This window comes from Ignavibacteria bacterium, assembly GCA_016707005.1.
Taxonomy (GTDB): domain Bacteria; phylum Bacteroidota; class Ignavibacteria; order Kapaibacteriales; family Kapaibacteriaceae; genus UBA10438.
On sequence record JADJIQ010000005.1, the window covers coordinates 433,686 to 456,013 of the forward strand.

22 protein-coding genes are annotated in these 22,328 nt (G+C 53.3%); 10 read left to right on the plus strand and 12 right to left on the minus strand.

Going from position 1 to position 22,328, the window contains the following annotated elements:
- Window positions 1-18 precede the first annotated feature (18 nt).
- The 8 genes from pstC (at window position 19) to IPI29_10290 (ending at window position 6,657) form a co-directional block, all read left to right on the plus strand.
- Complete coding sequence (gene pstC, locus IPI29_10255; GenBank protein ID MBK7412922.1) at window positions 19-1,005, plus strand: phosphate ABC transporter permease subunit PstC; 987 nt, start codon at window positions 19-21, stop codon at window positions 1,003-1,005.
- 25 nt (window positions 1,006-1,030) lie between these two features.
- Complete coding sequence (gene pstA, locus IPI29_10260; GenBank protein ID MBK7412923.1) at window positions 1,031-1,918, plus strand: phosphate ABC transporter permease PstA; 888 nt, start codon at window positions 1,031-1,033, stop codon at window positions 1,916-1,918.
- Between the two features lie 15 nt (window positions 1,919-1,933).
- Window positions 1,934-2,701 (plus strand): phosphate ABC transporter ATP-binding protein, encoded by a 768-nt coding sequence (locus tag IPI29_10265; protein MBK7412924.1) that lies wholly within the window; start codon window positions 1,934-1,936, stop codon window positions 2,699-2,701.
- Window positions 2,702-2,704: 3 nt separating this feature from the next.
- Window positions 2,705-3,388 carry a phosphate signaling complex protein PhoU gene (gene phoU / locus IPI29_10270; GenBank protein MBK7412925.1) on the plus strand — a complete coding sequence of 228 codons (684 nt, stop codon included), beginning with the start codon at window positions 2,705-2,707 and terminating at the stop codon, window positions 3,386-3,388.
- Between the two features lie 105 nt (window positions 3,389-3,493).
- Window positions 3,494-4,363 (plus strand): glucose-1-phosphate thymidylyltransferase RfbA, encoded by an 870-nt coding sequence (rfbA, locus tag IPI29_10275; protein MBK7412926.1) that lies wholly within the window; start codon window positions 3,494-3,496, stop codon window positions 4,361-4,363.
- A complete protein-coding gene (nhaA, locus tag IPI29_10280) occupies window positions 4,360-5,688 on the plus strand; it encodes a Na+/H+ antiporter NhaA (protein ID MBK7412927.1) in 1,329 nt (442 codons plus the stop codon). Before rfbA ends, nhaA begins: the two co-directional genes overlap by 4 nt.
- A complete protein-coding gene (locus tag IPI29_10285; protein ID MBK7412928.1) occupies window positions 5,685-5,999 on the plus strand; it encodes a DUF4286 family protein in 315 nt (104 codons plus the stop codon). The genes nhaA and IPI29_10285 overlap by 4 nt, the downstream gene beginning before the upstream one ends.
- Window positions 6,000-6,012: 13 nt before the next feature.
- On the plus strand, window positions 6,013-6,657 hold the full coding sequence (locus IPI29_10290) for a hypothetical protein (GenBank protein MBK7412929.1): 645 nt from the start codon (window positions 6,013-6,015) through the stop codon (window positions 6,655-6,657).
- On the opposite strand, the gene IPI29_10295 is transcribed toward IPI29_10290, so the two are convergent.
- The 12 genes from IPI29_10295 to polA all read right to left on the minus strand — a co-directional run bounded on the left by IPI29_10295 (window position 6,647) and on the right by polA (window position 20,866).
- Window positions 6,647-7,000 carry a (2Fe-2S) ferredoxin domain-containing protein gene (locus IPI29_10295; GenBank protein MBK7412930.1) on the minus strand — a complete coding sequence of 118 codons (354 nt, stop codon included), beginning with the start codon at window positions 6,998-7,000 and terminating at the stop codon, window positions 6,647-6,649. The genes IPI29_10290 and IPI29_10295 overlap by 11 nt on opposite strands.
- Complete coding sequence (locus IPI29_10300) at window positions 6,997-7,626, minus strand: hypothetical protein (protein MBK7412931.1); 630 nt, start codon at window positions 7,624-7,626, stop codon at window positions 6,997-6,999. The genes IPI29_10295 and IPI29_10300 overlap by 4 nt, the downstream gene beginning before the upstream one ends.
- Before the next feature lie 7 nt (window positions 7,627-7,633).
- Window positions 7,634-7,987 carry a hypothetical protein gene (locus IPI29_10305; protein MBK7412932.1) on the minus strand — a complete coding sequence of 118 codons (354 nt, stop codon included), beginning with the start codon at window positions 7,985-7,987 and terminating at the stop codon, window positions 7,634-7,636.
- Window positions 7,984-9,051, minus strand: coding sequence for a mechanosensitive ion channel family protein (locus tag IPI29_10310; GenBank protein ID MBK7412933.1), 1,068 nt, complete (start codon window positions 9,049-9,051; stop codon window positions 7,984-7,986). The genes IPI29_10305 and IPI29_10310 overlap by 4 nt, the downstream gene beginning before the upstream one ends.
- A 212-nt stretch (window positions 9,052-9,263) precedes the next feature.
- The gene (locus IPI29_10315; protein MBK7412934.1) at window positions 9,264-9,644 is read right to left on the minus strand and encodes a hypothetical protein; all 381 of its coding nucleotides are present in this window, start codon (window positions 9,642-9,644) and stop codon (window positions 9,264-9,266) included.
- 262 nt (window positions 9,645-9,906) lie between these two features.
- Window positions 9,907-11,844: a threonine--tRNA ligase gene (gene thrS, locus IPI29_10320; GenBank protein ID MBK7412935.1), complete on the minus strand. Its 1,938-nt coding sequence runs from the start codon at window positions 11,842-11,844 to the stop codon at window positions 9,907-9,909.
- Window positions 11,845-11,948: 104 nt separating this feature from the next.
- Entirely contained in the window at window positions 11,949-13,172 is a 1,224-nt protein-coding gene (locus IPI29_10325) for a class I SAM-dependent RNA methyltransferase (GenBank protein MBK7412936.1), read from the minus strand.
- Window positions 13,165-14,397, minus strand: coding sequence for an acetylornithine/succinylornithine family transaminase (locus tag IPI29_10330; protein ID MBK7412937.1), 1,233 nt, complete (start codon window positions 14,395-14,397; stop codon window positions 13,165-13,167). The genes IPI29_10325 and IPI29_10330 overlap by 8 nt, the downstream gene beginning before the upstream one ends.
- Window positions 14,398-15,942: an OmpA family protein gene (locus IPI29_10335; protein MBK7412938.1), complete on the minus strand. Its 1,545-nt coding sequence runs from the start codon at window positions 15,940-15,942 to the stop codon at window positions 14,398-14,400.
- A gap of 1 nt (window position 15,943) precedes the next feature.
- Window positions 15,944-16,495, minus strand: coding sequence for a peptidylprolyl isomerase (locus IPI29_10340; GenBank protein ID MBK7412939.1), 552 nt, complete (start codon window positions 16,493-16,495; stop codon window positions 15,944-15,946).
- A gap of 66 nt (window positions 16,496-16,561) precedes the next feature.
- On the minus strand, window positions 16,562-18,031 hold the full coding sequence (locus IPI29_10345; protein MBK7412940.1) for a peptidylprolyl isomerase: 1,470 nt from the start codon (window positions 18,029-18,031) through the stop codon (window positions 16,562-16,564).
- An 18-nt stretch (window positions 18,032-18,049) separates the two neighbouring features.
- Entirely contained in the window at window positions 18,050-20,866 is a 2,817-nt protein-coding gene (polA, locus tag IPI29_10350) for a DNA polymerase I (protein ID MBK7412941.1), read from the minus strand.
- Window positions 20,867-20,898: 32 nt separating this feature from the next.
- On the opposite strand from polA, the gene IPI29_10355 reads away from it, so the two are divergent.
- Together IPI29_10355 and IPI29_10360 are read left to right on the plus strand one after the other, a co-directional pair.
- Window positions 20,899-21,858, plus strand: a complete 960-nt coding sequence (locus IPI29_10355; GenBank protein MBK7412942.1) for a TerC family protein — start codon at window positions 20,899-20,901, stop codon at window positions 21,856-21,858.
- A complete protein-coding gene (locus tag IPI29_10360; GenBank protein MBK7412943.1) occupies window positions 21,830-22,303 on the plus strand; it encodes a C40 family peptidase in 474 nt (157 codons plus the stop codon). The genes IPI29_10355 and IPI29_10360 overlap by 29 nt, the downstream gene beginning before the upstream one ends.
- Window positions 22,304-22,328 lie beyond the last annotated feature (25 nt).

Genomic DNA, 22,328 nt, shown 5'->3' on the forward strand with positions numbered 1-22,328 from the left:
GGCACTCCCGCTGCGGAAATGGTGCCGGAATCGTATGGCGGTGAACCCGATGTCTACAATGCCGACGTAGAAGACCCAGCCGATGCCGCTCAGGAAAGTGGTGAGGAAGGGGCTCCCGGACAGTTCATCTACAAGCCGAAGAATCCGAAGTATCCGGAGATCTACAATCCTGCCACAGGACTGCTTCCTGCAGATATCGATGAACTCCCAGAGGATCATCTCGTTGAAACTGAACCGGAGCAGCGCGAGTTGCTCTCGAACCTCACCAGCACCACCTGGCAGCCAGTGGGTGAGGTGCCGAAGTTCGGTATCGTTCCACTTCTGATCGGAACGGCAAAGACAACATTCATTGCCATTCTCATCGGCGCTCCGCTCGGGATTCTTGCAGCGCTCTACGTTGCCTTCTTTGCCAAGCGATGGGTACGTGAGATCGTGAAGCCGGGCATTGAACTCCTGGCAGGCTTTCCGTCTGTGGTTATCGGTTTCTTCTGCTTGGTCACGGTAGCCTCGTTCATTCAGGACCTCACCGGAATACCGTATCGATTAAATGCCATCGTTGGTGGCATTGGACTCTCGTTGGCGGTAATCCCGATCGTCTTCTCGATCGCAGAGGACGCCTTGAGCGCCGTCCCGCGTTCCCTTCACGAGGCATCGCTTGCCCTTGGCTCCACGGAATGGCAAACGGCGTATCGCGTGATGTTACCTGCTGCAGCCCCCGGGGTTTTTGCAGCAGTTCTGCTTGGCATAGGTCGGGCATTTGGAGAGACCATGATCGCTATCATGGCAACCGGCAATGCTCCCCTTTCAACGTGGTCCGTTATCGAGCCCGCACGCACGGTAGCCGCCACAATTGGCAGCGAAATGGGTGAGGTGGTGTGGGGATCCGAACACTACGGCGTTCTGTTCTTCTTGGGAGTACTACTCTTTGTTGTCTCGTTTGGATTGAATGCGATCACAGAGTTGTATGTGAAGAAGCGACTCATCAAACGCTTCCAAGGCCAATAACGTGATCCAGAACTTCTCCTCATCCGTGTCCTTGAACAAGCGTCTGCTTGGCTTCTTTGCCGTTCTGTTGGCGACCACTGCTGCCATTGCCGTTGTTGGCATCATCCTTGGGATGTTCGGGACCTTCTTGTTCAATGGAGGAACAGGGGTTACGTGGACGTTCCTCACGGAATTCCCTCGGAACAGCAATACCGAAGGTGGGATCTTCCCGGCCCTTGCTGGTACAACGTTCCTCGTGTTGCTCATGACCATTCTCGGTGTCCCGATCGGCACGGCAACGGCGATCTACCTCACAGAGTTCGCAAAACAAGACTCATGGTTCGCTCGCAGCGTACGATTTGCCGTGAATACCCTAGCCGGCGTACCGTCCATCGTGTTCGGACTTTTCGGCGTTGGCTTCTTCATTCAGTTCATGGGCACCAACATCGATGGAGCATTGGGAACATCGTCCTTTGGAGACGGATCCTTGCTCTGGTCTGCAGCAACACTCGCTGTTCTTACTCTTCCGGTTGTGATCGTTGCTGTTGAAGAGTCATTGAAAGCTGTTCCGCGTGATCTCCGCGAGGCATCTCTCGCACTGGGTGCAACACGTTGGCAGACCATAACCAAGGTTGTTCTGCCGAACTCTGTAACCGGCATTCTTACCGGATCCATCCTTGCTGTAGGACGCGGCGCCGGAGAAGTTGCGGCCATCCTCTTTGTGGGTGTGACCTACTCTTCAGAGGTATTGCCAAATGCCGTAACAGAGAAGTTCATGCACTTGGGCTACCACCTCTTCGTCCTTTCCACACAGTCACCGGACGTTGACAAGACCCTGCCTCTTCAGTATGCCACAACCATTGTCCTGCTTGGACTTACTTTTCTTTTGAACCTCACTGCGATCCTCATTCGCTCGCGACTTCGCAAGCGCTGAGAAGCCCCCTGAACAATGGCCAAGGAACATCCCGTCAAGATCGAGGCGCATGACTTCAACTTCCACTACGGTGCGAAGCAGGCGCTCTTCAATATCAAACTCAGTATTCCTGAGCGAAGAGTTACGGCCTTCATCGGTCCGTCCGGATGCGGGAAGTCCACCTTCCTGCGCTCGATCAATCGCATGAATGACCTCATCGATGGCACACGCGTCGATGGACACATGATGGTGGATGGAACTGATGTGTATGACAAGGAAGTGGACGTTGTGACCCTGCGCCGCAGGATCGGCATGGTCTTTCAAAAGTCCATTCCATTCCCAAAGTCGATCTTCGAGAACATCACCTACGGCCTCACGCTGAATGAAAAGATCTCCAAGACAGACCTCGAAGAAGTTGTGGAAACCAGCCTTCGGAAATCCGCCCTCTGGGAGGAAGTGAAGGACCGACTTCACCACTCTGCCCTCGGCCTATCGGGTGGTCAGCAACAGCGTCTCTGTATCTCTCGAGCTGTTGCTATCAACCCCGAGATCCTCTTGATGGATGAGCCGTGTTCAGCGCTCGATCCGATCTCCACCGGTAAGGTTGAAGAACTCATCACGGAATTGAAGGACACGTACACGATCGTGCTTGTGACCCACAACATGCAGCAGGCTGGACGTGTCTCAGACTTCACCGGTTTCTTTCTCATGGGCTCACTCATCGAATTCGATCGTACGCGTACGATCTTCACGAGCCCGTCAAAGAAAGAAACCGAAGATTACATCACTGGCCGATTCGGGTAAACCATGAACCGCACGTTTGAAGAAGATCTCGATAAACTCCGCACGCGACTCATCCGCATGGGTTCACTCGTTGAGGAACAAGTTGAATTCGCACTGCGTGCCCTCCGCGAAGGGAACCAGGAGCTGGCCACGATCGTCATGGATCGTGATGATAAGGTTGACAAGCTCGATCTGAAGATCGACAAACAATGTCAACGGATCTTTGCCCTGAATCAACCCGTGGCAACGGATCTTCGGCTCCTTCTCGCAGCGATGAAGATCAATAATGAATTAGAACGCATCGGAGATATGGCCACCAACATCGCATCGATCGTTGTGGTCTCTCCCAATGCCGTACAGCTCGCAAATCAGATCGATATGAACCGCATCGCCAATGCGGCCTACACGATGCTCAAGTCGAGCCTCGATGCCTTCATCAATAATGACCCTGAGCTGGCAGCCCACGTCCTCCCTTCAGACTTCACCGTTGATCAACTCTACGACACGCTGCGCAATGAACTCATCGAGATCATGATCGCTGACAGCACTCTCGTTGCAGATGGCGCCCAACTCCTCCTCGGCCTCTACAACCTCGAGCGTATGGCAGACCACGCCACAAACATCGCAGAGAATGTGATCTTCCTCGCAGAGGCCAAACTCGTTCGCCACAGATCGGTGAATGATGAAGGCCTAGCGAGTAATGACTAGTTACTAGTTACTGGTTACTGGTTACTAGTTACCGTAACTGAGTAACTGAGTAACTGAGTAACTGAGTAACTAGTAACTAGTAACTAGATATCCGTAATTTCCCTCATGGAAACACGTGGGATCATTCTTGCCGGTGGTAGTGGGACACGGTTGTATCCGCTCACATCGGCGTTCTCAAAGCAGCTTCAGCCTGTCTACGATAAGCCGATGATCTTCTATCCCTTGTCCACTCTGATGATGGCAGGGATTCGAGATGTCCTGATCATTTCAACGCCAACAGACACACCTGTCTTCGAGCGTTTGTTAGGCGACGGCTCCCGCTATGGCATCTCCATTACCTATGCAGTTCAGGATCAGCCACGAGGCATCGCCGACGCATTTCGAGTGGGTAAGGAGTTTGTAGGGGGCTCCCCGGTCTGCCTCATCTTGGGTGACAACATCTTCTACGGCAAGCTCGACTTCCTACGCAAGGCCATCGCTGCCAATACGGGTGCTACGATCTTTGGGTATCGGGTCTCGGATCCGGAACGTTACGGTGTTGTTGAGATCGGATCAGAGGGGCAGATCCTCTCCATTGAAGAAAAGCCCATGAAGCCCCGTTCAGACCTGGCCATCCCGGGATTGTATGTCTATGACAGCACGGTAACGGACATTGCGATGTCGCTCACGCCCGGACCGCGCGGCGAGCTGGAGATAACGGACGTACACAGGGTCTATCACGAGCAGAACAGACTGAATGTCCAACAGCTTGGACGTGGCATTGCCTGGCTCGATACCGGTACGCCGGAAAGTCTTCTTGATGCAAGCACCTTTATCCATGCGATCGAAAAACGTCAAGGGCTCAAGATCGGCTGCCTTGAGGAAGTAGCACTTCACCAAGGATTTCTGTCACCGGATGAATATCGTGCAAGTGTCTCGCTACTCCCCGCATCAAGCTATCGTAGCTATTGCGAGAGCCTCCTCACAGTGTTATGATACGATCACGGCAACTTCGTGAGTTCACTGGCGTCATCCAGTCCAGCTTCAACGAGTTCTTCCAGAGGTCAACATCCACCGGGATCACGATCTTGGTCTTCACGGCCATAGCTCTGCTTTGGTCGAACTCTCCGTGGCAGCAACTCTATGCTACGTTGCTGCACCAGCCCATCGAGATCGTCTTTGCAAAGCTGCATCTCCACTTCACCTTCGAGCATTTTGTAAACGATGGCTTGATGGCATTGTTCTTCTTGCTTGTGGGGTTAGAGATCAAACGCGAAATGGTTGTTGGGGAGTTATCCTCTCGACAGAAGGCATTGCTCCCGATGATCGCCGCCGTGATGGGAATGGTAGGTCCGGCAACGATCTATCTGTTCTTCAACTCCGGTACCACCGCTGCTCGCGGATGGGGCGTCCCCGTTGCTACGGATATCGCGTTTGCTCTCGGCATCCTTGCCTTGCTTGGGAATCGCGTTCCTCTTGGACTTAAGGTCTTCCTTGCAGCCCTTGCGATCGTTGATGACCTGCTTGCGGTGCTCGTCATAGCCATCTTCTATACGGCATCGTTGAACATGGAAATGCTGCTTGCGGCAGGCCTCATCACGTCACTCCTCGTTCTGGGCAACAGACTACGCATCAATACGATTTGGTTCTACGCTATCCTTGGGTTTGCACTATGGGTGGCGGTGCTCTTTAGCGGCATTCATGCAACGATCGCCGGAGTTGTCCTTGCGCTGTGTATACCTGCGGACGCCCGCATAGACAGAGTGTCCTTCTTTACGAGTGCAAGAGACCTCCTCGATACGATATCTCGTCAAAAGAAGTCAGTGGAGGATGAAGGGGCTCAACTCGATGCGATACATGCACTCGAGAAGCTCTCAGAGCAGGTCCAGTCTCCACTGCATCGCATTGAGCATGCGCTCGGACGGACGGTCTCTTTTGGCATCATGCCTCTCTTTGCATTGGTCAATGCCGGCGTTGTTATCGACCCATCGCTGATCACGTCCCTGATGAGCCCCGTATCACTTGGAATCATTCTCGGGCTTTTCCTGGGGAAACAACTGGGGATCACCTTTGCCGTATGGGCTTCGGTGAGGTTTAAGATCGCTGTACTTCCGAACGGCGTTTCTATGCTTCAGATGTATGGTGTTTCATTATTGTGCGGCATTGGCTTCACGATGGCGCTCTTCGTTGCTCATCTGGCCTTCATTGATCCGCGTCACCTCGACATTGCAAAACTCAGCATCATTGTCGGCTCCACGATCAGCGCCATCATCGGCTCGGTCGTCCTCCGGTCCACACTACCAAAGCCACTACGCACATGATCACCTATCAGGTTGAAGTCACGGTTCCCAATGCCCTCGTTGATCAATGGGTGGACTACATGACGTCGCAGCATATCGCTGATGTTGTGAATACGGGGCTCTTTCTCACTGCCCACCTCATCAAGGTGGTCGATCCAACATCTCTGGATGCAACGGTGTTTCGTGTACGCTATGCTTGCAGATCGATCGACGACCTCGAAACCTATCGCAGCGAGCACGCCCCTGCTCTGCAAGCCCATCACACAGAGAAGTTCGGCACTGCCGTAACGGCTGTGCGTTCTGTCACAGAAGATCTGTGGCATCTCTCGTAGGTTTGGCCCTATCATGAAGAAACTCCTTCGCCCCTTTCTCACTCCGATGGGCCGGAAGAACACGGAAGCGGTTACAGGTACCTTGCTTCTCCTGTTCTGTGTGGAACATCTTGCGGCGAACCTGTTTCTACTTTGGCCCGATCCAGCGCCCTATCAGTGGTATACGGAGAGTCTTGGTCGGTCGCTCCTGATACGCATCATGGAGGTTGGTCTCTTCGCACTCTTCATCGTCCATATCGGACTTGGGATGAAGATGCGTTTGCACCAACGTCGGGTCAGAATGATGAATCCGCGTATTCCCAAGGTCACGAACTTTGCCTCGCGCACAGTGGGCTATACCGGTATCGTGATCCTCATTTTCTTGGTGATCCACCTTGCTCGGTTCTTTGTACCGAATAGGATCACCAGGCCAACCACGTTCGACCTCTACGAACAGGCGCACATCGCCTTTGCCAACATTTGGTACATGCTCTTCTACGTTGTTTCCATGGCTGCACTTGGCTTCCATCTGAGACATGGTATCAAGAGCGCGATCTTCTCGTTTAAACGATTACCCCCTTCATCTATTCCGCAATTGAGAAGGGTAGGGGGCTGGCTAGCGATCATCATTCCGGCTGGACTTGCCTATATCGCCGTGCACATCTTCATCACACAGTGATGCGATAGTCCTCTACCGGGACACCGCCGATGATGTGTTCTTGGATGATACGTTCCAGAACTTTTGGTGTGCAGGAGTGATACCAGACGTTATCAGGCTGGATAACGGCGACGGGGCCCATCACGCATAGGCGCAGGCAGTTTGCCTTGGTTCGAAAGACCTGACCCGGTCCGTCGAGGTCGAGTTCCTTAAGTCTGCTCTTCAGATAGTCCCACGCTTCGAGCCCCTTCTCCTCACTGCAACACTTGGGCTTGGTCTGATCCGCACATAGGAAGATGTGTTTGGTATGTGACCCGATGCCAAGGTCCTTGGACTTCTCGGCAAGCTTCTCTGAGGGTTTCACTTCTTCTTCTTTTTTGAAGGGGGCTTCACAGCCGATTCAACAACAAGTCCGGCAGCGAAAATGCTAAGTGCTTCTTTCACTTCATCGTACAACTCGCGTTGACACATGCCAAGTGAGAGGCAGACACCTTTAGAACCGGAATAAACGTAGCCGTAATAGCGAACTGTTGCTGTTGACGTTGGGAGTTCGATCAGGATCTCCACCATCGGCATGCCGTTCACCGTAACATCTCGGCGTTCGAGGATCTTTGCGTCAGGTGCATCTTCCTTCATGCCGCCTAAGAACCCTTCGATGAATTCGTCCATCGGTACGAATTCCTTGAAGGACAGAAGCATGCCCCGCATGTTTCCATCAATGTGTTCGAACTGATGGTCGATGGCCGGATTTGGCAAGGAGTCTGTTAGCAGCGTCCACTGCTTTGGATTCACAAAGAACGTGGAGTTCTTTAACTGATACGAAACCGTTGCGAGCTTGTCCTTCGTCACCTTATCACCGGCTGCCAACGGCACATGAGTGAAACCGATGATAGCATTCGCACCGGCGATCGACGCGGAGTAGGCACAATGAACACAGGCGGCGGCATCAATGGCACCGATCACGAGCAAAACGAGAAGGAGACGGATCATAGCGGACTTAGGATGTTGATCGTGTGCGGATGAGAGAACGAATGGAGACCGTCACATGGACGAGACATAGGACAGCTGTAGTGCCGATTACAAAAATATCTCCAGGACGCTCAACAACAGCGCCAAAGACCATTTTAGCCAGCCGCGGCATGGCCGAGGCTGTGAAGATCATCGTCACGGCGCTTACAGCAAGAACGGCGCCGATACGACTACTGGATGGTCCGCGTGTCATGATTCGACGTCCAAACAATGCCAAGACCGCTCCCACCGCAACCGGCACAACAGAGGCAACGGAGCTAGAAAGAGCAAATCCGCCGGCACCTAGCAGGATAAGCAACAGACCGATCACGACGGAGCTCATACGTTCACAACCGACAACGGTGATGAAGGGGCTTCTCCCTGACGTGCAAGGCGTATGCCTCTAGCGTCCGCTGCCTCAAGGATGCCCATGTTGATCTCATGTTTGAACATCGCCTCGTCTGCAAGCATCGCTGCATCAGCGAACATCGTCACCGTGATCGTTAGTCCAACTGTTGAAAGTTCCGTCAACGCCACGGAGATACGATCCGGCTCCTTGATCGTGAGCGGATGACTCACGATCACATACCGTACAGCATCAACGAAGGCCTGCGTGTTCTGCACAGATGTGGCATGTTCGATCGATACCATTGTCCGATAGCGACGAAGCCTACGAAGGCCAAGATTATCGATCGTCATGTCTGCCATACGTCCGTTCGGGATCGAAATGAGACTATCTGCGAACGTTCGTATCCGCGTACTTCGAAATCCGATCTCTTCCACAACCCCCTCAGCCCCCTGAACAATGATCCAATCACCCACGGCAAAGGGTTGATCGGCCAGGATCATCACGGATCCAAAGAGGTTCTTGATGGTGTCTTGTGCCGCAAGAGCAAGCGCTACACCACCAATGGAAAGTCCGGTGAGGATCGCAGCTACATTCACTCCAAGCAGACCAAGAACGATGGTGATGCCGATCACCACAACGATCACCTTCAACGCCGATGCGATCAGCGGGGCAAGTGTTGCTGCTGCGCTGCGACCATTGGCTCTGTTCCGCAGAACATGATCCACTGTTCGAAGACAGACAAGATCCACAAACCGGTAGGCCGCGATCACAAGGAAGCTAATGGCAAGTGCATCAACCCACATCGCGATCGTTGTTGTTGTCTTCCAATCAAGACCAACAAACGGAAGCATGAACTTGTCCGCTTCGGCCACGATACTCAATGCCAGACCACGTGCTACGGCCTTTACAAGACCGGCATCAGCATCAACGTGCACCTTTCGCAGCAACCACTTTGCAACAGCACCGATAAGGCGGCGCATGATCGTGGCCACAACAATGGCCCCAACCACAAGCGCGGCAAGGAGCAACCATTGCCAAGGATACAGTCCAAAAGTCATGTGCGAAGGTACGGAGATGGTCAGTTACTCAGTTACGGGGTTACGGGGTTACGAGGTTACGAGGTTACGGGGTTACGGGGTTACGGGGTTACGGGGTTACGGGAAATGTCTTTGGCAATGAGTCGGAGCATCGCACTCTGTGGGCTAACGAAAAGCAGGAGCCCCACGTACCGTGGAACTCCTGCCTCGACTACTACATTTCGAAATGAACGTCAATATCCGATTTCGAAGGTACCCTTAGTGACCGGAATAGTTGCGGCACTGCTTAGCTGGCGAAAGAGATTCGTCGAGAATGTTCCAGCAATGCGACGCTTTGAGGTGTTAAAACTTGTGATCGTAAGCGTGCCCTTGTCCTTTGCTTCCGAGGAATAGAGGCCAGCTGTAGACAATGAACCGGTATTATAGTTTGAGGTAATCTGAGCTGCTTCGGAAGAGCCACCGATCTCATACGTGCCAGTTGTATTTGCTATCACTGCCGATACTCGAAGTGTGACGATTCCACTCATCGAATAGGAATCACCAGATATGGAGATCTCGTACTTGTTGGTTTCAATCTCCTTTGCCATAACTGTAGGCGCGATCTCCGTACTCATGTTTGAGATCTGGTTACATTTAAAACTGAATCCGTTGACATCAGCACGAAGAAACGTTGTCCCTGTGATCAGTGGATCTGTGTTTGACGGGGACGTAGAATCTGAGGAACATCCTGCAAGAACAGTAAGCATGACAGCGCATAGCGCTATAACAACTCGAATAGCCACAACGAACTCCTAAAGATTGATATTGGTAATGGTGAGTGGAGAAATTACGTAGAACATACTCTGAGATGCAATACCCCAACCCCTTACCAATGTATCAAGTACCTGTGGCATGCGTTCCTGGGATGTTCAACGTTGCGAACAGCGCCTTGATCTCGCTGATCTTCATCATTCCCTTATCGCCTTCACCGTGGATGCGAACAGCTGCGGAATCGTTCTCGATCTCCTTACTTCCTACAACAAGGGCGTACGGGATCTTCTTCTGTTCGCTCTCAGCAACCTTACGGTTGATCTTCTCATTGCGAAGGTCGCAATGAACACGGAGCCCCATCTTTTCGAATTCGGCGGTGAGATCCCGTGCGAAAGATTGATGTGCGTCTGCGATCGGAAGAATGCTGACCTGTGTTGGTGCAAGCCAGAACGGGAAGTTGCCGGCGTAGTGTTCGATGAGGATCGAGATGAACCGCTCCATCGAGCCGAAGGGGGCTCTATGGATAATGACCGGACGATGTTTGGTGTTGTCTGCGCCAACGTACTCGAGGTTGAAACGCTCGGGCATCACGTAGTCTACCTGCACGGTGCCCAACTGCCATTTGCGACCTATAGCATCGCGCACGATGAAGTCGATCTTTGGACCGTAGAATGCCGCTTCACCCTCACCGATGAAGTACTCAAGGTTCATTTCATCAGCAACGGCCTTGATCTCTGCTTGGGCACGTTCCCAATTTTCCAGATCGCCGCCATATTTGGCTTCGTTATCATCACGGAACGAAAGGCGTGTGCTCACATCCATCCCGAACGTCTTGAAGACGAGCTGCGTGAGTTCCACAACGTTCTTGATCTCGTCCTTGAGCTGTTCGTGCGTGCAGTAGATGTGGGCGTCGTCCTGCGTGAACCCACGGACACGGGACAGACCGTTGAGTTCGCCGGACTGTTCGTAACGATACACCGTGCCGAACTCGGCCAAACGCACCGGCAGGTCTCTGTAGGAACGTGGTTTTGACGAATAGATCTGGTGGTGATGCGGACAGTTCATCGGCTTGAGCAGGTACTGCTCGTCCTCCACCGTGATCGGGTCGAACTGCGAATCTGCATAGTACGGATAGTGTCCGGACGTCTTGTAGAGTTCAAGGTTGCCGATATGGGGCGTGATCACTTCCTGATACCCACGCTTCACCTGTTCTTCTCGAAGGAATGCTTCGAGACGTCTGCGCAGGATGGTGCCGTTCGGGAGCCAGACCGGCAAGCCCCCTCCCACCATTGGCGTGATCATATAGATCTCGAGTTCCTTGCCCAGCTTGCGGTGATCTCTGCGTTCGGCTTCTTCTCGTTGTGTGATGAACTCTTCCAGCTGTGCCTTCTTTGGGAAGGCGATGCCATAGATACGCGTGAGCTGCTTGCGCTTCTCATCACCGCGCCAGTAGGCACCCGCAACGGATAGCAACTTCGGATACTTGATGAGTCCGGTCGATGGAACGTGTGTGCCACGGCACAGATCCGTGAATTCGCCTTGACGATAGAACGTGATCTCACTGTCCTTGAGACCCTCAAGGAGTTCGAGCTTGTATTCGTCGCCCTTTTCCGTGAAATAGGCAACGGCATCTCCCCAGTTCATCTCCACGCGCTCATACGGAACATCACGCTTGACGAGTTCCATCATCTTCGCTTCGATCTTCGGCAAGTCTGCAACGCTGAGCTTTACGTCTCCCGGCAGATCAACGTCATAATAGAAACCGGCTTCAATAGGAGGCCCGATGCCGAACTTCACACCCGGATACATGTTCTCCAGAGCTTCCGCCATCAAGTGAGCCGTGGAATGCCAGAAGATCTCCTTGCCTTCGTCGTTATCGAAGGTGACGATGCGGATCGTAGCGTCCATCGTGATCGGACGCGAAAGGTCATACGGCTTGTTGTTGACGTAGATACCAACAGCCACGCGTGCTAGGCCGTCGGAAATGCTCTTGGCGATATCCATGCCGCTCGCACCCATAGGGTACTCCCGCACGTCGCCATTCGGTAGTGTGATGTTGATCATGGACGAAAATACGAGGTTACGGGGTTACGGGGTTACGCAGTTACGTCACTATGTCACTTCGTCACTATGTCACTTCGTCACTATGTCACTTCGTCACTAAGTCTTTACGTCACGTCGTCACTGCTTCGCTCCGGGTACTGTATCCGCGAGCCCTCGTAGAGTTCGAACTCGAGGAGTCTGCACTCCAGGTCTGCGCTCCAGAAGGTGATCCTGCGTTTCGAGCGGAGGCCGATCTCCTTTGCGAGGGAGAAGTTGCCGGTAAAGACGTAGCCAGTGTATCCGCGGAACTTCTGCTTGTAGAGGTCGCCGATCTCGCGGTAGGTGGTACGTAAGGTCCTCTCATCACCGATACGAATGCCGAACTCAGGATTCATGATCACAACTGGTGTGTGTTCGTTATCCGATTCATGGGAAGGGGCTTGTCCGGACGCTGGTGGTGCGATCTCTCTGAAATCGGCTACGGTGAACGAAACGGCAACACCCGCCCGTTTTGCGTTCTCCCGTGCTTGACGGATCACCCGGATATCGTTGTCTGAGCATAGGATCTTGAGATCGATCTTGGTATCTACCTGAGCAATGGCCTCTCTGCGCATTGTTTGCCACACGCGAGGATCAACAGGCAGCAAATGCATGAATCCGAAGCCGTCGCGCATGGAGCCTGGCGGGATCTTTCGGCCGATGAGGGCTGCTTCGATCCCAAGTGTCCCGCTGCCGGTCATGGGGTTGACGAAGGGAAGGTGTGGTGCCCACTTTGTCGACAACACAACGGCCGCTGCTAGAGACTCACGCATCGGTGCCTTGCCGGAACTGATCCGGTATCCTCTGTCGGAAAGGGGCGTGCCCGACGTGTCAACGTAGATCATCAACGTTGCATCATGCCAATAAAGGAACACAACAGACATCGAGGTATCCGGTCCGGAATCGGGACGGATACCGCGGACCGTGCGTATACGATCAACAACAGCGTCCTTGCAACGCATGTTGGCATACATCACATTGTCGATGCTCTTTGTATCAACCGAGCCGATCACGCTCACGTAGCCCTTGGCCGGGATCCACTGGTCCCACTCCACGCTGTTCACGGCCTCATACATTTCATCGGCCGTGTTGGCCTCCCACGCTCCGAGTCGGAACAACACGCGGTGTGCCGTACGAAGCCAAAGGTTTAGTCGGAGACAGTCCTCAAGTGTACCTTCGATCTCAACACCTGACGGATACTCTGCCTTCACAACGTAGCCGAGGTCTTCAAGCTCACGCCGAAGAATGGGAGGAATGTTCCGTGCACAGGTACACAGGATCGTTGACGTGGTGGTTGGCAGGTCAGCCATGAGAGGACTGGAGTGTATCCAGCGAGGTGTTGTTGAACACGGAACGTAACGCCTCAACCAACTCGTCAACATCGTTGCGAGTGATGATGAACGGAGGAACGAATCGTATCACGTTCCCGGCCGTAGCGTTGGCGATCACGCCATGTTCTAGAAGTTTCGGTATGAAGGGGGCTGATTCAACGGAGAGGACGATGCCCTGCATGCAGCCTCGACCGCGTACGTCGCGGACAAGCTCAGGGAATTGACCCTGCAGGGATCGTAGTTGCGTTGTGAGGTAGCTGCCGATCTCTCGCACATGATCTGTCAGGCCGGATGTTACCTCTTCGAGGACAACACTGCCGGCAGCACAAGCAACGGGATTTCCGCCATAGGTTGTTCCGTGCATGCCACGTTCAAAGAGTGCAGCGGCTTCATTCGTAGCGAGAATTGCACCGAGGGGAAGTCCGCCACCTACGGCCTTGGCGATAGTTACGATATCTGGCCGAACGCCATAACGTTCAAACGCGAAGAAGTCGCCCGTGCGTCCAATTCCACTCTGAACTTCGTCGGCGATGACGAGGAAGCCAAACTTCTCCTTGAGTGACCACAATGCAGATATGAACTCCGGTGTGGCCTCTGCAATGCCCCCTTCGCCCTGAAGGAATTCGAGCATCACAGCACAGGTGTTCTCGTCCACTCGAGCTTCGAGTGCATCCACGTCATTGAACGGCAACACGAGAGTGTGTGGGAGGAATGGCCCCATACCGTCCTTGTACAGGGCCTTGTCCATAACGGACAATGCACCATACGTGCGACCATGAAAGCCGCCGGAGAATCCGACCACGTCGTATTTCGCATGGGCACTTCCAAAACGTCGGGCCATCTTAAGAGCCCCTTCAGTTGCCTCTGCACCGGAGTTGCTGAAGAACACCCGCGGATATCCAGAGGCGGCAACCAGTTGCTCTGCAAGACGCACCTGCGGCTCTTGGTAGAACACGTTTGAAACATGCATGTAGCGACGGATCTGTTGCTCCACTGCGGCGATGATCCTAGGATGTGAGTGCCCAAGAGCATTCACGGCTATACCGCCGAGCATATCGAGGTAGGACCGACCATCCAGATCGATGATACGCGTGCCCTCTGCCCTGTCGATGGCGAGCGGAATGCGACGATAGGTCTGAAAGACGACGGCATGCTCACGTTCAATGAGCATGCCGCTAGGTGATGCGGAAAGTTGTGCGTCCATCTATTTAGTGATGATCGTGATCTCAACTCGTCTATTCTGTTGCCTGCCTTCGTCAGTATCGTTCGAGGCAACCGGTTTACGTTCGCCGTAGCCCTTTGGTACAAGGCGAGCCTTGTCGATGTTACCACGCTTTACGATGTAGGTCACAACAGACTCAGCACGCTCTTCGGAGAGGACCTGGTTGTATTGGTCACTCGCAATGGCATCTGTATGTCCGCCGATCTCGATCGTCATACTCGGCGCAGCGATCAACATATCTGTGATGCGATTGAGTTCGGGGAATGACTCCGGACGCAATGTTGCCTTCTTGTAGTCAAAGAAGATGTTGTTGAGTTCGGCCACACTTCCGGCTTCGATCGGAACCAAGAAGAGATCGCGTTTGATCTCCGTGTATTCCGTGAGACCGGAGAGATCGAGATTGTCATTCACAGAGAGGTAGTTCGGAGCAGAAGCACGGAACCCGTACTTGCCACCCGCCGGCAACACGATCTTATAGTTACCGGTGGTAGGTGTGGAACGAGCACGACCAACTTCCTTTCCTTCCGGTAGGATCTCATAAATGATGTCGGCTTCAACCGGCTGATTTGACTTCTTGTTCAACACTCGACCGGAGATAAGCACCACCGGACGTGGTCGAACTTTTTCCGGGAGCCGAATGCGGAATATGTCTCCGGCACCATAGGTGTTGCTGTACGATACGTAGTAGGCATAGTCACCGGAAGCAGGGATCGTGTAGTACAAGTCCCATCCTGCCGTATTGATCGTTGGCCCCAGATTTTCAGGGGGCGACCAATTTGTCCAAGTCGAATCCAAACGGCGAGTAACGAACACATCGAATGCTCCATAGCCCCCTTGACCGTCGGATGCGAAATAGAGCGACGAGTTGTCCGAAGCGATGAATGGAGTTGCCTCATGCCCGAGCGAATTCACAACAATGCCCATGTTCATGGGCTCCGAAAACGTGCTGTCTTCCTGTCGGAAACAAACGTAGAGATCCTTGCCGCCGCGAGAGTCCTTTCGTTCAACCGCAAGGATCAGGGTGCGACTGTCGTTGGCAAAAGAATATTCACCGAACCGGTTGTCGTTGTAAAAATTCTTGATCACAACAGGCTTAGGTACAGACCATCCGTCCGCCGTCCTGTGCGAGATCGCGATGCTTCTTTGCCGGTTCGTAGCGGCACTATATCCGTCTCCGATGATGAGGGTGTTGCCGTCGGGAGTGATTGAGCAGAGATAGTTATTGTCCCTATTGTTCAAGGGGATGCCAACGTTCTTTGCTAAGCCCCATTTCCCATCTGCCTGAAACTCGCTCAACCAAATATCCTGACGTCCACCACCGATGTTTTCCGGTGAATGGCTTCGGCAGAAATACAAGGCGAGTCCGTCCGGGGAGATCACTGGTAGGATGTCGTCATATTGGCCATTGACGTTCGGTCCAACGTTCTGTGGCAGATAGGCAGAGTCCACCACTTGGGCAGATGCCTCGAAGCAGCTTCCCATGCCAAGGACGAAGATGATCGTCAGAATCTTCCGCAGGTGTGTCAAGTCACTTACCCTTCACGATCGAGAACGTGATCTTCTCAAGTGGGCAATCACCGGCATCACGAGGGTTGTTCACGACGATATCGGCTACTTCCATACCACTCACCGCTTCGCCAAATGCTGTGTATTGGTTATCCAACCATGGTGAGTCTGCAACACAAAGGAAGAATTGTCCGCTGAAGCTGTTCGGATCCTGCGTACGAGCGGCCGACAGAACACCGCGAACGTGCTTCTTACTGTTGAACTCGGCAACGACCTTTTCCTTATAGCCACCACTGCCCCACGTGTTGCGTGGTTGGTCCTTGGTGTTCGGATCTCCGCCCTGGATCATGAAGTTGGGGATCACCCGGTGGAAGGCCAAACCGTCATAGAACCCTTCAGCAACACGTGCTTCAAAGAACGCGCAGTGTTTTGGAGCAACATCGGGCCAGAGTTTGATCTCGATCTTGCCGAGTTCCTTATTTCCTTGCATCACCGTCATGATGTACGTCATAGTCTTGACTTCCTTCTTCGTTTCTTTTTGAGCCGACGAATCGGTTGTGGCAAATACACCCATCAAAAGGGCTACTACTGTTAGGCTTGTGATGATCCGCATGTTCTTCTCCGTAAATACCGAATGCTGTTATTTGCGTTGTATGCTGTTGATCGTGATCGGCGAACGTGGGATTCCGTCGGTTTCACCCAGCGGTCCCGGCTCAACATCTGCACTTCCGATCTTTTCAACCACATCCATTCCGTCAACGACGTTGCCAAAAATCGTGTATTGGTACGGAAGTGAAGCGGCTTTCTCGAGACAAATGAAAAATTGACTGGTTGCGCTGTTCGCCACTGGCTTTCGGGCCATGGCTACCACACCCTTGAGATAGCCCCTCCGTGCCGATGGGAGCTGTGGGTCGAGTTCGTCAGTAAGGGGCTTTCCTGACGCTGTAGTGCCCCCTCTGCCCCATTCTGCCCTAGCCTGACTATCACGTGTCTTGGGGTCCCCGGACTGTATCACAAACCCTTGTGAAACTCGGTGGAACAAAATCCCATCGTAGAACTTCTTCGAAACAAGTCCAAGGAAGTTCGCCACGGTGGCAGGCGCATCATCTCCATACAGCTCGATCGTGATCATGCCCATGGAGGTCTTCACCACCACGGTATCCGTGGCAACAACAACGATCTCGGGGACGGTGTCTTGTACGACCGTCTGCTCAGAGGTGGCCGGTGGCGGCTTGAGTTGCTCTAATGCCTCAGGCATGGACTTCTCTTGGGTGCTGCAGCCGGTGAACAGCAGCACGCTTCCAAGGGCGATCCGATAGACAATGAAGACGCTGAGACTGTGGGTTCGGAGATACTTCAACAGGAAGGCAATGGACCAATACCCGCTCACAAGGGCTGCGATCGTAGCCACCGCAAGCTGCAACCCCCCGTTATCGAGTGTTATATGCTTCACCTCATGGGCGAACTCCAATACGCCAGCTGCCAGAACAGCGGGGATGGACAACAAAAAGGAGAATCGAGCAGCATGTTCACGCGTCATACCACGGAAGAGAGCGGCCATGATCGTGGTCCCGCTGCGAGAACTACCCGGGATCAGCGCCAAACACTGAGCTGCACCGACGCTGATCGCATCTACTATCGTGAGATCGGATGTGGTGCGCGTGAATGAAGCAACACGTTCGGCTATCCACAGCAAAGCTGCAACACCAATGAGGCTTGCACCGATGAGATGCAGGTCCTTGGTGAGTGCACCTTCAAGAATGTCCTTGAAGGCCAAGCCAACGATCACAATGGGCAACGTGCCGATGATGACGAACCAGCCGAGTCGCGATTCCGCGCCTTGTTCCCGGAAAGATCTACGCCTAGATCCGAAATTCTCCGTGAACCAGAACCGCAATGTCGTGAGGATATCTGATCGGAAATAGGCGATCACGGCGGCAAGCGTTCCAAGCTGGATAGTGGCCATGAACGCCGTCCACCGCTCAGGATGAGCGGGGTCGATCACGCCAAACGCAGCAGCCGCCACCGTGAGGTGGGCCGTGCTGGACACGGGGATAAACTCCGTGAGCCCCTGAATGAGACCTAGGACAAGTGCAGTAACGAGAGACATCTACGCAAAACTACGACATCAATGGGCTTCATACCACGATGCCCCCTTCCCTGTCTCTACGATCACGGGAACATTCTCGAGAGGAAGCGCCTGTTCCATCTCCTCCTTGGCCACCTTCGTGAGTGCCTCGATCTCGGAAACATGGGCTTCAAAGACGAGTTCGTCGTGTACCTGAAGCATCAATAGGGACCTCAGACCTTCTCGTTGCATACGTTGATGAACGCGGATCATGGCCAGTTTGATCATGTCCGCTGCCGTGCCCTGAATGGGCATGTTGATGGCTGCTCGCTCGGCGGCGGTTCGAAGTCCACGATTGCTGGCATTGATCGTAGGGAAATAGCGTCTGCGCCCTAGCAACGTTGAGGCATATCCTCTTTCTCGGGTAACGGCAACGGTCTCATCGATATAGTTCTTGATCCCGGCATATTTCACAAAGTAGTTCTCGATGATCTGCTGGGCCTCTCCGCGCGGTATGCCAAGACCTTGTGACAGACCGAATGCCCCTTGACCGTACATGATACCGAAGTTTACGGTCTTTGCTACCCGACGTTGATCGCCGGAAACGGCATCGATCGGCACGTCAAAAAGAATGGCTGCTGTAGCAGAATGGATGTCTGCACCGGAGGCAAAGGCCGCGATGAGATTAGGATCCTTGGAAAACGACGCCATGATGCGCAACTCGATCTGTGAGTAGTCCGCAGAGAGGATCACATGATCTGCATGCTGCGGTACAAAAGCCTTGCGGATCTGTTGTCCAAGCTCGGTACGCACAGGAATATTCTGGAGATTCGGGTCCGTTGATGAAAGTCTGCCCGTTGCTGCCACAGTCTGGTTGAACGTGGTGTGAACCCGTCCGGTAGTCGGATTGATCAGGCGAGGAAGAGACTCTACGTAGGTGCTGCGAAGTTTTTCTACCTGACGATAGTCGAGGACCATTTGAGCGATCGGATAGGACTCGGCTAACTCTGTGAGGACACTGGAGTCGGTAGAGTATCCGGTCTTTGTCTTCTTCGATGAAGGAAGCATCAGATCTTCAAAAAGAACTTCTGCAAGCTGTTTAGGAGAGCCCACGGTGAATTCCCGTCCGGCTTCCTTCCAGATCTCTGCCTCAAGGCGCACTGCCTCTGATCTCATGAACTCACCAAGTCCGCCAAGTGCCTTGGTGTCAATGCAGATCCCATTGTTCTCCATCGTTACCAGAACCGGGATGGATGCGAACTCAACCTTCTGGGCAAAGTCCAACAGTCCCTCTTTCTCCAACTCGGGTCTCATGAGATTCGTAAGCTTCAGTGCGAGATCGGCATCCTCTGCGGCGTACTCGGCAACGCGAGCTGCATCAACATCACGCATCGATTTCTGCTGACCCTTTTTCTCACCGATCAACGTGGTGATGGAGATCGGCGCATAATGCAGCCATCGTTCCGAGAGTGCATCGAGGTTGTGCAGCTTATCCGGATCCAACACGTAACTGGCAAGCATCGTGTCAAAGGCCACCGGTGCGACATCTACGCCGTACCTCTTCAGGATCAACATGTCGTATTTCAAGTTCTGTCCGCACTTTCCCACGGATGGGTCGGTAAGCATCGGCTTTACAACAGACAGGACATCGGTAAGGGGCAGGCCATGTCGTTCGGTATGATCTGCAAAGAGTGAACCTGCATTATCAATGGCCGAATCGTCAACATCGATGTAGTAGCCCGTTCCCTCTGCAGCACTCAATGCTATCCCCACGATGGCACACCGCATTGCATCGAGTCCTGTGGTCTCCAGATCTACGGAGAGAAGGGTAGCCCCCTTCAACTCATTCATCATGTCTGAAAGTCCACCCGGCGTATCCACCAAAACGTACGAGTGCTCAACATCACTGAGCTTCTTCAGTCCGTCACTTCGTCCTTCTGTCACTGTGTCACTTCGTCCCTCCGTCCCTCCGTCATTTTGCAGTTGCGTCACTTCGTCATTTCCCTGACCGTATTTGGCGAACTTCCGGCGCAACGTGTGGAAGCCGAGTTCTTCACAGAAGGAATCAAGCGCGGTGATGTCCATTGGTCGACGAACCAGAGCAATACGTTTGGCATCGATCGGTACATCAGTATGGATCGTTACAAGTGTCTTGGAGAGGAAGGCCATGTCCTTGTGTTCTTCAAGCTTCGTTCGAACAGAGACACGCTCTACATCATCAAGGTGTTCATAGAGGTTTTCGAGCGTGCCGAATTGTTCGATGAGGGGGATGGCCGTTTTCTCTCCCACACCCTTCACTCCGGGAACGTTATCGGAACTGTCGCCAATAAGCGCAAGAACGTCGATCACGTGTTCCGGACCCACACCGAACTTGGTCTTAACGCTTGTTGCATCCATCACGTCATATTGTCCTACGTCCTTGCCCGGACGGAGGATCTTCACCTTGTCGTTAACGAGTTGGAAGTAGTCCTTGTCTGATGTTACGCAGAGGATCTCATGTCCGTCATCGGACTCTCGGCGACAGATCGTCCCAACAATATCATCGGCTTCGAACCCCGGCATCTCTACCATCTCCAGCCCCATAAGTCCAATCAACTGCTTGATGCGTTGAAGCTGGGGAACGAGATCCTCCGGAAAAGCATCCCGATGGGCCTTGTATTGATCGTAGAGGATATGTCGGAACGTAGGCTCCGGCGTATCGAAGATCACGGCAATTGCATCGGGATTGTGCTTGTCGAGCAACGACGTGAGAATATTGGTAAAGGCGAACACGGCAAAAGTGGGTTCGCCGGAGGGTGATTGCATGCCGGTACGCAGCAGGGCATGGTATGCGCGGAAGACCAGCGACATACCGTCAATGAGGATGAGTGGACGCATGGTACAATCTACGGTCGTAGATTCGTATTCACATGCTGAATCAAATTCCCGACCCGATCCTGTACGCCGGCTTTATCCTTCTGGTTCTGTTCCTTCTGGCACTGGACCTCGGGATCTTCAATCGCACTCCTCACGTCGTAAAAGTCAGCGAAGCGCTTGGATGGACGGTGTTCTGGGTTGCCCTGGCGATGGCCTTCAACACGTTTGTGTACTTCAATCGCGGACCGGAGGCCGCCAAGGAGTTCTTCGGCGGCTACCTCTTGGAACAGTCGCTCTCGGTAGACAACATCTTTGTGATCATTCTGATCCTCCGATACTTCAAGGTTGCCCCGCAGTACCATCACAAGGTTCTCTTCTGGGGTATCATCGGTGCGCTTGTGATGCGCGGTTCAATGATCGCCCTTGGTTCGGCCCTTATCCATGCCTTTGACTGGATCTTCTACGTCTTTGGCGCCTTCCTGCTCTTCACCGGAGTACGTATGGCGTTCGCCAGCGAGGATGCCGAAGATCTCGATGATAACGTGGTGGTGAAGTATTCCAGGAAGATCTTCCGGATCACCGACACGTACCATCAAGAGCGCTTCAGCATCATGAAGGATGGGGTTCGTTGGTTCACACCATTGTTCCTTGTTGTGATCGTGGTGGAGTTCACGGATCTTGTCTTCGCTGTGGACTCTATTCCGGCCATCTTTGCCATCACCCACGACACCTTTATTGTCTTTACGTCCAACGTTTTTGCGGTGATGGGTCTGCGATCACTCTTCTTTGCCGTGGCCGGCGTAATGGGAATCTTCCACTTCCTCAAATATGGGTTGAGTGTGATCCTCTCCTTCATCGGAGTAAAGATGATCATCCATGATTGGTATGTGGTTCCTATCGACATCGCCCTCGGTGTGATCGCCGGTGTCCTTGCAATTTCCGTCCTTGCATCGATCATCTTTCCAGAAGAGAAGTCAACAGACGATGCAGATACTCCTGACGCTACTGCATAGGGCAACCTTCGTACTCGCATGTATCGTTGGTCTTGCGGCCTGCTCCAGTTCCTCTTCAACACGCGGATCCGTTTCGCCTAGAGTGGATCATGTTCTCGCAGTTGCCGAAGACCTTCTCGGCACCTCGTATTGTGCTGCAGGTAGCACCCCCGATTGTTTCGACTGCTCCGGATTTGTGACCTATTGTTTTTCGGACATTGGGATCGAACTCCCTCGAACGGCGCGTGCCATGTATGAGCAGGGACGTCAGGTGGAAAGGGGCTCCATCCGTCCGGGAGACCTCGTCTTCTTTCGAACGAACGGCACATCAATCTCCCATGTCGGGATCTTGATCAACGCCACGTCATTCATCCACTCGTCTACGTCACGCGGTGTGATGATCTCGCCCCTTACCGACTCGTACTGGGCACCGCGATATGTAGGGGCATGTCGCGTGTCGAATTGATCGTTGCTAGATTGTGCCGTTGAGA